This window comes from Actinopolyspora sabaoui (assembly GCF_051225635.1).
GTDB lineage: Bacteria > Actinomycetota > Actinomycetes > Mycobacteriales > Pseudonocardiaceae > Actinopolyspora.
The window spans coordinates 179,233-191,524 of sequence record NZ_JBMIHH010000008.1 but is presented as its reverse complement, the minus strand read 5'-3'; the positions used below and the strand labels follow the sequence as shown (position 1 = coordinate 191,524).

At 66.7% G+C, this 12,292-nt stretch carries 8 protein-coding genes; 7 read left to right on the top strand and 1 reads right to left on the bottom strand.

What is annotated here, in order from left to right:
* The first annotated feature begins 107 nt into the window (after nt 1-107).
* The 6 genes from ACOQFL_RS16575 (at nt 108) to ACOQFL_RS16550 (ending at nt 8,797) form a co-directional block, all read left to right on the top strand.
* Nucleotides 108-701: a DNA polymerase ligase N-terminal domain-containing protein gene (locus ACOQFL_RS16575; protein ID WP_435545082.1), complete on the top strand. Its 594-nt coding sequence runs from the start codon at nt 108-110 to the stop codon at nt 699-701.
* Complete coding sequence (gene ligD / locus ACOQFL_RS16570; RefSeq protein WP_435545081.1) at nt 698-1,696, top strand: non-homologous end-joining DNA ligase; 999 nt, start codon at nt 698-700, stop codon at nt 1,694-1,696. The genes ACOQFL_RS16575 and ligD (ACOQFL_RS16570) overlap by 4 nt, the downstream gene beginning before the upstream one ends.
* Nucleotides 1,693-2,604: a non-homologous end-joining DNA ligase gene (ligD, locus tag ACOQFL_RS16565; RefSeq protein WP_435545080.1), complete on the top strand. Its 912-nt coding sequence runs from the start codon at nt 1,693-1,695 to the stop codon at nt 2,602-2,604. Before ligD (ACOQFL_RS16570) ends, ligD (ACOQFL_RS16565) begins: the two co-directional genes overlap by 4 nt.
* 323 nt (nt 2,605-2,927) lie before the next feature.
* Nucleotides 2,928-4,724, top strand: coding sequence for a thiamine pyrophosphate-requiring protein (locus ACOQFL_RS16560; protein ID WP_435545079.1), 1,797 nt, complete (start codon nt 2,928-2,930; stop codon nt 4,722-4,724).
* Entirely contained in the window at nt 4,721-5,830 is a 1,110-nt protein-coding gene (locus tag ACOQFL_RS16555) for an enolase C-terminal domain-like protein (protein ID WP_435545078.1), read from the top strand. The genes ACOQFL_RS16560 and ACOQFL_RS16555 overlap by 4 nt, the downstream gene beginning before the upstream one ends.
* Nucleotides 5,831-5,866: 36 nt before the next feature.
* Nucleotides 5,867-8,797, top strand: a complete 2,931-nt coding sequence (locus ACOQFL_RS16550; protein ID WP_435545077.1) for an FAD-binding and (Fe-S)-binding domain-containing protein — start codon at nt 5,867-5,869, stop codon at nt 8,795-8,797.
* 91 nt (nt 8,798-8,888) lie between these two features.
* Here ACOQFL_RS16550 and htpG read toward each other — a convergent pair whose 3' ends face one another.
* Nucleotides 8,889-10,790 (bottom strand): molecular chaperone HtpG, encoded by a 1,902-nt coding sequence (gene htpG, locus ACOQFL_RS16545; RefSeq protein ID WP_435545076.1) that lies wholly within the window; start codon nt 10,788-10,790, stop codon nt 8,889-8,891.
* 517 nt (nt 10,791-11,307) lie between these two features.
* Here htpG and ACOQFL_RS16540 point away from each other — a divergent pair.
* Nucleotides 11,308-12,114, top strand: coding sequence for a pectate lyase (locus ACOQFL_RS16540; protein ID WP_435545075.1), 807 nt, complete (start codon nt 11,308-11,310; stop codon nt 12,112-12,114).
* The last annotated feature ends 178 nt before the right edge of the window (nt 12,115-12,292 follow it).

Here is a 12,292-nt window from a genome sequence, read left to right as displayed (position 1 = left end):
CGGCCGTCGCCGAACCCGCGAGGCGCGACCTCCTTGCCCGCGGGTTACGTGCTCGACGGGGTCGGGCACACCGTTTGTCACCGCCACGCGCCGGGTAAACCCGATGTATGCGGGGAAAACTACGGAAATACCGAAGCAGACGTGACTTCGGCAGCACCACCGAGCCGCACGGTGGCACTCGCACCAACGAGGGGAGCTCCGGGCCCCGATTCGTCGTGCAGAAGCACGATGCCAGCACGCTGCACTACGACCTCCGCCTGGAAGCGGAAGGGGTGCTGAAGTCCTGGGCACTGCCGAAGGGACCGTCCATCGATCCACGGGACAAACGACTGGCCATCCGCACGGAGGATCACCCGCTCGATTACGCGGACTTCGAGGGGGTCATTCCCGAAGGGCAGTACGGCGCGGGAACCGTCCTGGTGTGGGACAGCGGCTCGTACAGCCTGCGCACCGACCGGGACGAGGACACCGCCCAGCTGCTGGATCGAGGACGGATCGACATCTGGCTGGAGGGCCACAAGCTACGCGGCGGCTACACCTTGTTGCGCATGAGCAAACGCACCGAGGACCAGTGGTTGTTGGTCAAGGTGGCCGACGAGGGGGCCGATCGGCGGCGCAAGCCGCTCAAGAAACAACCCCGTTCCGTGCGAAGCGGTGCGGATCTGAACACGATAGCCGCGCACGGAGGGCAGCCGGAGTGAACGAGCTCTTCGAGAGGGTGCGTGCCGAGTCCCGTGGGAATCTCCGGAAGCAGTCATCCCCCACGTGGTCCGAACCCACGCTGGCGACCCTGGTCCACGAGCCGTTCAGCCACGCCGACTGGCTGTTCGAACCCAAGCTGGACGGCGAGCGCTGCCTGATCGTGCGGCACGGTGACCGGGTCGACGTTCTCTCGCGCAACCGCAAGCCGCTGAACCGGACTTATCCGGAGATCGTGGCAGCGATCCCCCGTCTGGTCGAATCGGATTGCGTGCTGGACGGCGAGGTGGTCGCGTTCGACGGCGAACGGAGCAGCTTCGCCCGGTTGCAACAACGAATGCAGCTCGTCGACGAGGAATCGACGCCCTCGGACATCGCGATTCGGTGCTACCTGTTCGACGTGCTGCACCTGGCCGGTTACGACACCACCGGGTTGCCGTTGCGGGAGCGCAAGAAACTGCTGAGCAGCGCGGTGGAGTTCGCGGACCCGCTGCGGTGGACCCCGTACGAGGACACCGACGGCGAGCGGTACCACCAGCGGGCCTGCGCGCGGGGGTGGGAAGGAACACTGGCCAAGGACGCCACCGCCCCCTACGAGCACGGGCGTTCCCGCCGCTGGTTGAAGTTCAAGTGCGTCGCCAGCCAGGAACTGGTGATCGGTGGGTTCACCGAACCGACCGGGAGCCGCCCTGATCTCGGCGCGCTGCTGGTCGGCTACTACGAGGGCGACAGCCTCGCCTACGCCGGGAAGGTGGGCACCGGATTCGACGAGGCCGCCCTGGAGGACCTGCGCAAGCGACTCGACCGGCTGGAACGGGAGCACAGTCCGTTCGCGGAGGAAGTACACGAGCACGGCGTGCGCTGGGTCGCACCGGAGCTGGTCGCCCAGATCTCCTTCACCGAGTGGACCCGGGACGGCAAGCTCCGCCACCCCAGCTACCAGGGGCTGCGCCGGGACAAGCAGCCTTCCGAAGTCACCAGGGAGCGTGGGACATGAGCGAGACCACCCTGCGTACGGCGGGACGCTCTGTAGAGGTCTCCAGGGCAGACAAGGTGTTGTTCCCCGAGGACGGCTTCACCAAGGGCGACATCGCCGAGTACTACCGGCAAGTCGGCCACACCATGGTGCGTTACACCAGGGAACGCCCGTTGGCGGCGGAACGCTACCCGGATGGGATAACGGGGCAACGTATCTTCCAGAAGAACGTCTCCGAGCACACGCCCGACTGGATCCGCCGTTTCTCCGTCCCCAAGAAGGAGGGCGGTGTGACCGTGCACGTGGTGTGCGACGAGCCTGCCACCCTCGTGTACCTGAGCGATCAGGCCTGCCTGACACCACACGTGTGGCCGTCCCGTGTGGACGCACTGGACTTCCCGGATCGGCTGATCTTCGATCTCGACCCGGAGGGCAACGATCTCGAAACCCTGCGCGAGGCCGCCCGCTCCACCCGTGACCTGCTGGACGAGCTCTCCCTGCCCTCCTTCGTCATGACCACCGGCTCGCGGGGATTCCACGTGTTGGCTCCACTGCGGCGGCACGAGAATTTCGACGAGGTACGCGACTTCGCCGAACAAGTAGCCACGGTCCTCGCGGAGCGCAAGCCCGAGACGCTGACCGTGCAGCAGCGCAAAGAAAAACGCGGCAACCGCGTATTCGTGGACTACCTGCGCAACGCGTACGGCCAGACCGCTGTCGCGCCGTACTCCGTGCGCGCCAGGCCCGGCGCTCCCGTGGCGACCCCACTGAGATGGGACGAGCTTCCCGACGTGACACCGTGGGAATTCACCGTGCACGACATCCCGGCCAGGCTACGCGAGCACGGTGACCCCTGGTCGGACCTCGGCAACCGCGCGCACTCCCTGAACCGTGCCCGGAATCTACTCGAGCACCTTCGTACCGCTTGACCAACGGGCGTCACTCCTTCCCCACGAGAGGTCTCGCGGCGCCCGGGAACGTACCGGTCCCGCCCTGGGAGCTTGCATCGCCGTTTGCCGAAACCTTCGTCCGGGTAGCCCCGAAGCGCTGCCTCCGGTGGTTCCGTGCGGCGCGCGGCGGGTACTCCCGGGTTCGCGCTCCCACGAGCCACGCTCGTCCGGTCCACCGGCGAGCCCGTCGAGGCGGCGCTGAACGAGCTGGACGGTGGTACTCCGCGACACCGGTTGGGACGGACACCGGGCGGAAACCCGCCGAGCAGGCCGACGAAGACCTCGCGAATCGGAGCCCACACATGGTCGAACTGGTTTCGGATTTTCTGCTGCGCCGGTTGCGCGAATGGAACGTGGACCGGATCTTCTCCTACGGCGGGGACGGCATAAACGGAATCCTCTCGGCGTGGCAACGCGCCGACAACGATCCACGCTTCATCCAAGCGCGCCACGAGGAGCTGGCCGCTTTTGAAGCCGTGGGCTACGCGAAGTTCTCCGGACGCGTCGGAGTGTGCATGGCTACCGGAGGGCCAGGTGCGGTACACCTGCTCAACGGGCTTTACGACGCGAAACTGGACCACGTTCCGGTGGTGGCGATCGTCGGGCAGCAGGGCAGCACCTCATTGGGCGGTGCCTACCAGCAGGAGATCGACCTTGGTTCGTTGTACAAGGATGTCGCCAGCGAGTACGTCCAGACTGTGACGGCCCCCCAGCAACTGCCGAACGTCCTCGACCGGGCGATCCGCACGGCATGGGCGAAGAGAACCGTGACCGCCCTGATCATCCCGGGTGACGTGCAGGAGCTGGAGTACTCACCGCCGACCCACGCGTTCAAGATGGTGCCCTCCAGTCTGGGCATCTCGGACTCGGTGGTGATTCCCTCCGGCGACGACGTTCAGCGAGCGGCAGGCATCCTCAACGAGGGCGAACGCGTGGCGATCATGATCGGACAGGGGGCGCGTGGTGCCGCGAACGAGGTGACCGAAGTCGCGGACACCCTGGGGGCCGGTGTCGCGAAAGCGCTGCTCGGCAAGGATGTGCTCAGCGACGACCTGCCTTACGTGACGGGGGCGTCCGGGTTGCTGGGTACTCGGCCCTCCTGGGAGCTGATGCGCGACTGCGACACGCTGCTGATGATCGGCGCCAGTTTCCCCTACAGCCAGTTCCTGCCCGAGTTCGACCAGGCCCGAGGGGTGCAGATCGACATCGATCCGACCATGATCGGGATGCGCTACCCCTTCGAGGTCAACCTCGTCGGGGACGCCCAGGCGACGCTGCGCGAACTGCTGCCGCTCCTGCACCGCAAGGAGGATCGCACGTGGCGTGCGGACGTCGAGCAAACTGTCACCCGTTGGTGGGAGACCATGGAACGTCGTGCCCAGGTGAAGGCCGACCCCGTCAACCCCGAACTCGTGTTCCACGAGCTCTCCGACGAGTTGCCCGACGACTCGATCGTCACCACCGACGCCGGCTCCGTCGCGAACTGGTACGGAAGGCACCTGCGCTTCAGAGGGAACATCCGCGGCTCGCTCTCCGGAACCCTGGCCACAATGGGCCCGGGAATGCCGTACGCCACGGGGGCAAAGTTCGCGCATCCCGACCGCCCTGTCTTCGCGCTGGTCGGCGACGGCGCCATGCAGATGAACGGCATCAACGAGTTGATCACCATGGCGCACTACTGGCCCGAGTGGCAGGATCCAAGAGTGGTGGTCGGGGTCCTCAACAACTCCGATCTCAACCAGGTGACTTGGGAATTGCGCGCTCTGAGCGGCTCACCGCAGTTCCTGCCCTCCCAGCAACTGCCGGAGTTCGGCTACGCGCGCTTCGCCGAACTGCTCGGACTACGCGGGGTGAGGATCGAACAACCGGGCGACGTCCGCAGCGCGTGGCAACAGGCCGTGAGGGCCGACCGCCCTTGTCTGCTCGAGTTCGTCACCGACCCCGCGGTGCCACCGATCCCACCGGAGGCCAACTGGGACCAGATGGAGAACGTCGCCGAAGCGATGCTGCGCGGGGACCCCGACGCGTGGTCGGTGGTCAAGGAAGGCGTGAAGTCCAAGGCCCAGGAGTTCATCCCCCACCGCTCCGATCGAAAATGATCGGGAACGACGCGAAGATAACCGACGTGGGCGCACGAGCCTACAGGGTTCCCACGGAAACTCCGGAGGCCGACGGAACGCTCGCCTGGTCGGATACCACTGTCGTCGTCGTTTTCGTGCACACGGCCGAGCACACCGGCCTGGGGTGGACCTACGCTCATCACGCGATCGTGGATCTCGTCGAATCGGTGCTGCGCTCCGCCGTGCTGGGTACCAGTGTCACCGACGTCCCCGCCGCGCGGGAGACCATGCAGCGGGCGATCCGGAACCACGGCAGACCGGGGCTGGTCTCGTGCGCGATGTCGGCAGTGGAGGTCGCGCAGTGGGACGCGGCGGCCCGGCTGCACGAGCTGCCGCTGAGTCGGCTGCTCGGACGAGCGCACGACTCGGTACCGGTGTACGGCAGCGGTGGATTCACCACCTACGACGACGACCAGCTGCGTACCCAACTGCACCGCTACGCAAGTGAGCACGGCATGTCAGCGGTGAAGATCAAGATCGGCGAGTCCCGGGGAACCGACACGGAACGCGACCTCGCGCGGGTACGGTTCGCACAGGAGCTCACCGGAACGGACACCGCACTGTTCGTGGACGCCAACGGCGCGTACTCGGTCGGTCAGGCGGTGCGGATGGGCGAACTGCTGGACCAGCTCGACGTGCGGTGGTACGAGGAGCCCGTCTCCAGTGACGACTGGACCGGTCTCCGCAGGGTGTGCGAAGCCGTCGGAGCCGATGTCGCGGCAGGCGAGTACGGCTACCACCCTTCCTACTTCGCGGGAATGCTGGCCGCCGAGGCCGTGGACTGCCCGCAGATCGACCTCACCCGCTGTGGCGGCATCGGCGAGTGGCAGCGGATCGCGGCGCTCGCCGCGGCTCGCGGTCTCGACGTCTCCGGGCACTGCGCGCAGAACCTCACAGCGCACGTGGCCCTGTGCACGCCCAATGTCAGACACCTCGAATGGTTCCGCGACCACGAGCGCGTCGAGGAAATGCTCTTCGACGGCACACTGCGTCCACGCGAGGGCGCGGTGCGGCCGGATATGTCGCTGCCGGGGCACGGCATGGCACTCAAGGAACCCGACTCGGAGCCCTATCGCGTGCGATGAGCACGGTATGCACCCACGGCGGACGAAGGGATCGGAATGGCTGCGGAGATCGGTCTTCCTGGCATCCCCCGGGTGGACACGACAGCGCTGGAACAGGCACTGAGCTCGGCCGTGAGCGGTGAGGTCCGGTTCGACGAGGCCTCACGGGGGGCCTACGCCACGGATTCGTCGAACTACCGCCAGGTACCGATCGCCGTGGTTGTCCCCCACACTCCGGAGGACGGGGCCACAGCGATACGAACGTGTCGTGCACACGACGCACCCGTGCTTCCGCGCGGTGGTGGGACGAGCCTGGGTGGTCAGTGCGTGAACGTGGCCGTGGTGATCGACTGGACGAAGTACTGCGACTCCCTGCTCTCCGTCGATCCGCACGAACGCACCTGCGTGGTCGAGCCGGGGATCGTGCTGGACGACCTCAACCGGGCGCTGGCGGAGCACGGCCTTCGGTTCGGTCCCCAGCCCTCCACCCACAGCCACTGTTCGCTCGGTGGAATGATCGGGAACAACTCCTGCGGAGCCAGCGCACAGCGGTACGGCAAGACGGTGGACAACATCAGACGTCTGGAAGTGCTCACCTACGGGGGGCTGCGCTGCTGGCTCGGTCCGCTCACCGAGAGCGAGCTGGAGTCGACCATCGCCGGTGGCGGCGAAATCGGGCGGCTCCACCAGGAGTTGCGCGACCTGCGCGACCGGTACCGTGCTGAAATCCAAGCGAGCTATCCGGACATACCGCGCCGGGTCTCCGGCTACAACCTCGACTCGCTGCTGCGTCCCGACGGCATCGATGCGGCGGGGTTGCTCGCCGGAAGCGAGGGCACCCTGGCGACGGTGCTGCGGGCCGAGCTCGAACTGGTCCCGACGGTGCCGTACAAGGCCCTGGTGGTGCTCGGCTACGACGACATCGTGACGGCCGCGGACGCCGTACCGGGCGTACTGGCCGAGTCCGATCCCCTGATCTTCGAAGCGGTCGGCCCCGAACTCGTGCACTTCATCCGTGAGGAAGGGCTGTTCGAGGATTCGCTCGAACTCCTGCCGGAGGGTTCCGGCTGGCTGTTCGTCCAGACGGGCGGGGAAAGCGTCGAACAGGCCGACGAAGGTGTCAACCGGCTGCTGGCTGGACTCGGCAAGTCGCGGGACGACCACGACGTGGCCGTTTCCGACGATCCGGCCCGCGAGGAGCGGATGCTCAAAGCACGCGAGGCCGGGCTCGCGGCGACCGCCGATCCTCCCGACATCCCGGAGAGCTGGCCCGGCTGGGAGGACTCAGCGGTGCCTCCCAAACGTCTGGGTGATTACCTGCGCGATCTGCTTGGACTGTTCGACGAGTTCGGCTACGAACGTCCCGCGTTGTACGGCCATTTCGGGCACGGCTGCTTACACGTTCGGATTCCGTTCCGCTTGAAGAGCGGTCCGGGGGTGGCCACTTACCGTAGCTTCGTGGAGCGCGCCGCCGACCTCGTTACTTCCTACGGGGGGTCGCTGTCCGGCGAGCACGGCGACGGACAGGCGCGTGGCGAGCTGCTGGTGCGCATGTTCGGAACGGAGATGGTGCGTGCCTTCGGCGAGCTCAAGGAGATCTTCGATCCGGGGAACCGCATGAACCCCGGAAAAGTGGTCGCACCCTACCGGGTGGACGAGAACCTGCGACTCGGTTCCGAGTACCGACCGTGGCATCCGGACACATTCCTGGGATACCCGGACGATCAAGCCGATTTCCACCAGGGCGTGATGCGTTGCGTGGGGATCGGCAACTGCCGCAGCTCCACCGGTGGCGTCATGTGCCCTTCCTACCGGGCCACCGGGGAGGAGAAACACTCCACACGGGGACGCGCCCGGCTGCTGTTCGAGATGATGCGCGGCAACGAGGACTCCCCCGTCACCAACGGATGGCGTTCCGAAGCCGTCCTGGAATCGCTGGACCTGTGCCTTTCGTGCAAGGGCTGCAAATCGGACTGCCCCACAGGCGTGGACATGGCGACCTACAAGGCCGAGTTCCTCGCCCAGCACTACCGCCACCGGTTGCGCCCAGCCGCGCACTACTCGCTCGGCTGGATGCCCGCGTTGGCACAGGTGGCCCGGTTCGCCCCCCAACTGGTCAACACCGTGCTGCACACTCCGGGGATCGCCGCTGTCGGCAAGAGGATCGCCGGAGTGACCCCCCACCGGGAAGCCCCCGAATTCGCTCGCCACGGCTTCCGGGAGCAATGGCTGGGGCGTGGCTCGGCCGAACCCTCCCCCGGCGATGCCAACGCTGTAGTGCTGTGGCCGGACACTTTCACCAACCACTTCGAACCGCACATCGCACGGGCGGCGGTACGTGTGCTGGAGGCCGCCGGATTTCGGGTGGCGGTACCGACCGAGCCGGTCTGCTGTGGACTGACCTGGATCTCCACCGGACAGCTCGGCGTCGCCGGAAGAGTACTGCGGCGCACTCTCCGGGTACTGCGCCCCTGGCTCGAGGCGGGCACTCCCGTGGTGGGGATCGAACCCTCGTGCACCGCCGTGTTCCGTTCCGACACCCGTGATCTCTTCCCCCACGACGAGGAGGCCGCGCGAGCCCGTGCCCATTTCGTCACACTGGCGGAAGCCCTCACCGACCACGCGCCGAAAGACCTGGAGCCGAGTGCTCGAGGAGCCGAGGCCCTCGTGCAGACGCACTGCCACCAGCACGCCGTGCTGGGTTTCACCGCCGATCGGACGATCATGCGGCGAGCGGGTCTCCTCCCCGAGGTGCTGGATTCGGGGTGCTGCGGGCTCGCAGGCAACTTCGGTTTCGAGCGTGGTCATTACGAAGTGTCGATGGCGTGTGCCGAGCACGCCCTGCTACCCGCGCTGCGAAACACCGGCACCGACGAACTGGTGCTGGCCGACGGTTTCAGCTGCCGGACGCAGATAGCCCACGGCAGCAGGCACCGCGCCCGCCACCTGGCCGAGGTGCTCGACCCCGCGACCGAGCTCCTCCGATGAGCTACCCCGGCCTCCACGACCGGAAGGCCCCGCCATGTACCTCCACCGGGGCCGGAGAGCAGCCGCCCTCCGGCCCCGGGGCGAGGAGTCCTTACAGCGTTTGGGCGAGCCTGTTGGCCAGCAGACTGGTGAACTGCGCGGGCTCGCGGAGCTCACCGCCCTCGGCCAGCAGCGCCATGCCGTGGACGAGTTCGGCCGTCTCCTTCAACTCCTGGCTCTCGCCGTTCTTGTCGTAGGAGTCGCGCATCCCGCTCACGAGAGGGTGATCGGGGTTGACCTCGAGGATGCGTTTCACCGGCGGCACCTCGTGACCCATGGCCCGGTACATCTTCTCCAGGGTCGGCCCCATGTCATTGTTGTCCCCGACCACGCAGGCGGGTGAGGAGCTCAGGCGCGAGGACAGCCGCACTTCCTTCACGTCCTCGGCGAGCTTGGTCGACATCCAGGACAGCACGTCGGCGAACTCCTGCTGCCGCTCGGCGTCCTTGCCGTCCTCGTCCTGCTCGTCGAGATCGACCTGGCCCTTGGCGATCGACTGGAACGGCTTGCCGTCGAACTCCGGCACCGACTCCACCCACATCTCGTCGACCGGATCGGTCAGCAGCAGCACCTCCATGCCCTTGTCCCGGAAGGCCTCGATGTGCGGGGAGTTCTCGACCTTGGACCGCGAACTGCCGGTGATGTAGTAGATGCTGTCCTGGCCCTCCTTCATCCGCTCGATGTACTCACGCAGTGTCGTCTTGTTCTCCGCGTCGTGCGTGGACTCGAAGGAGGCGATCTCGAGGATCTGCTCGCGGTTGTCGACGTCGTTGAGCAGTCCCTCCTTGACGGCCTGGCCGAACTGCTCCCAGAACTTCGCGTAGCTGTCCGGGTCCTGGCTCATCATGTCCTTGACCGTGGACAGGACCTTCTTGACCAGCCGCTTGCGCATCATCTGGATCTGGCGGTCCTGCTGCAGGATCTCCCGCGAGACGTTGAGGGAGAGGTCCTGTGCGTCCACCACGCCCTTGACGAAGCGCAGGTACTCCGGCAGGAGTTCCTCGCAGTCGTCCATGATGAACACGCGCTTGACGTAGAGCTGAACGCCGCGCTTGTGGTCACGCGTGAAGAGGTCGAAGGGGGCGACCGAGGGGATGAACAGCAGCGCCTGGTACTCGATCGTGCCCTCGGCCCGCAGGTGGATCGTCTCGAGCGGGTCGTTCCAGTCGTGGCTGATGTGCTTGTAGAACTCGCGGTACTCCTCGTCGGCGACCTCCTCCTTGGGGCGCGCCCAGAGCGCCTTCATCGAGTTGATCGTCTCGACCTGCCGCGTGGTCTCGCCCTCGGAGTCGGTGTGCTCGACCTCCATGCGGATGGGCCACGAGATGAAGTCGGAGTAGCGCTTGATTATGTTGGTGATCGTCGTGCTGTCGGTGTAGTCGAGCAGGCTGTCTTCCTGGTCCTCGGCCTTCAGGTGCAGCGTCACCGCCGTGCCCTGCGGGGCCTCCTCGACCGTCTCGAGGGTGTAGGTGCCCTCACCGGTCGAGTCCCAGCGGGTGCCGGTGCTCTCGCCCGCCCGACGGGTCAGCAGCGTCACCCGGTCGGCGACCATGAAGCTGGAGTAGAAACCGAGCCCGAACTGGCCGATCAACTCCTGCGCGGCCGCGCCGTCCTGCGTCTCCTTCAGCTGCTGCAGCAGCTCGGCCGTGCCCGACTTGGCGATCGTGCCGATCAGGTCCTGGACCTCGTCCCGCGACATGCCGATACCGTTGTCGCGCACCGTCAGGGTGCGGTGCTCCCTGTCGGCCTCGATCAGGATGTGCGGGTCGGAGGTGTCCACCTCCAGGTCCTTGTCGCGGAAGGACTCCAGCCGCACCTTGTCGAGCGCGTCCGAGGAGTTGGAAACGAGCTCGCGCAGGAACGTGTCCTTGTTCGAATATATGGCGTGCACCATCAACTGCAACAATTTGCGGGATTCCGCCTGGAATTCGAACGTTTCCGCCTGTGTACTCACTGATCCCCTTTCCCGAAATCACGTTTCCCGCGCGTCGCTTCGAACGGCGACACGGGCACGACCCGGATTATAGGAGCTCGCGCGACCGCGACGACCATCCCGCCCGGGCCCGGTTACATCGCGTCGCGGCCGGTCACGGCAGTCACAGCGGACCCGGCGGAACACTCCGAGTCGCCCCGGAACTCCGCCCGGGCACAGTCGGGCACGCCTGGTTCGCTGGTGCCGAAGGCCCGCCCCCACTGGCTCTTCCCGCCCCTGCCCGTGGGCCACTCAGCGGAGGTGCGGCGGAGGCTGTTACCGGTGCTGTGTGAGGCGAGGCGGAGCGAAAGCACCGATGCGCTGCGCGAAAAGGCCCACGGCACCGCGCCGTTTCACCAACCGGGAGAGATGCGCCGTTCGGGCACGACATCACTGGATCGGCTCGCCCAGCCGGCGGGAACGAACAGCCGCTTGGTTCCCCGGATGACGCACCGTAACTTCAAGGAAAGCGTTTTCCCCGGTCGGAAAAGGAGAACCATTGTTACCCCGCTTTTCTTCCCGCGCCAGGAAGGGCCTGTACTCGGCGGCGCTGAGTGCGCTGACCGTGCTGGGCATGGCCGTGGCCGTTCCCCTCGGGCACGCCGAACCCCCCGCCACCGCGGCCGTTCCCATTCCCGAGGCACGAGGTGAGCAGGCCGTCGACTCCACGATCACGGTCGAGGGAACGATGGACGGTGGGCTCACCCGCTACTACGGGAAGGGCGACCTCGGCGGAGGAGGCCAGGCCGAGGACCAACCCCCGATCTTCGAACTCGCCGACGGTGCGACGCTGCGAAACGTGATCATCGGCGCCCCGGCTTCCGACGGCATCCACTGCCTCGGCTCCTGCACGCTGCGGAACGTGTGGTGGGAGGACGTCGGCGAGGACGCCGCGACACTGGCCGCCGGTTCCCCCTCCGACCTGATGCTGGTCGACGGCGGTGGTGCGCGGGCGGCCGAGGACAAGGTCTTCCAGCACAACGGCCCGGGAACCATGCTGATCAACGATTTCCGGGTCGAGAACTTCGGCACACTCTACCTGTCCTGCGGCAACTGCACCGAGCAGTACGAGCGCCACGCGATCATCAACGATGTCACGGCCACCGCGCCGGGCGGGAAACTGACCGGAGTCAATGTCAATTACGGCGACAGCGTCGCATTGTCCGACATCACGGTCGTCGGAGACTCCGAGATGGACATCTGCGTCTCGTACTTGGGAAACGACACCGGGGCCGAACCCGAGCGGATCGGCAGTGGTCCCAGTAGGAACTGCCTGTACGACCCGTGGGACATCGACTTCGAATGACACCCGGTTTCGTCGAGGACGGCTTCGACTGACCCGATGAGGAGCGCCCCCGGGGGCCTCATATGGAACCGCGTCGCGGCTTCGCCGCTCGCCGGAGCGGCGCCGCGGGGCGGTCCTCGGAGGCTCCCACCCGGGTGACGCACTCGGCAACGGTTCCGCCGGGGAACCCACTTCGCGG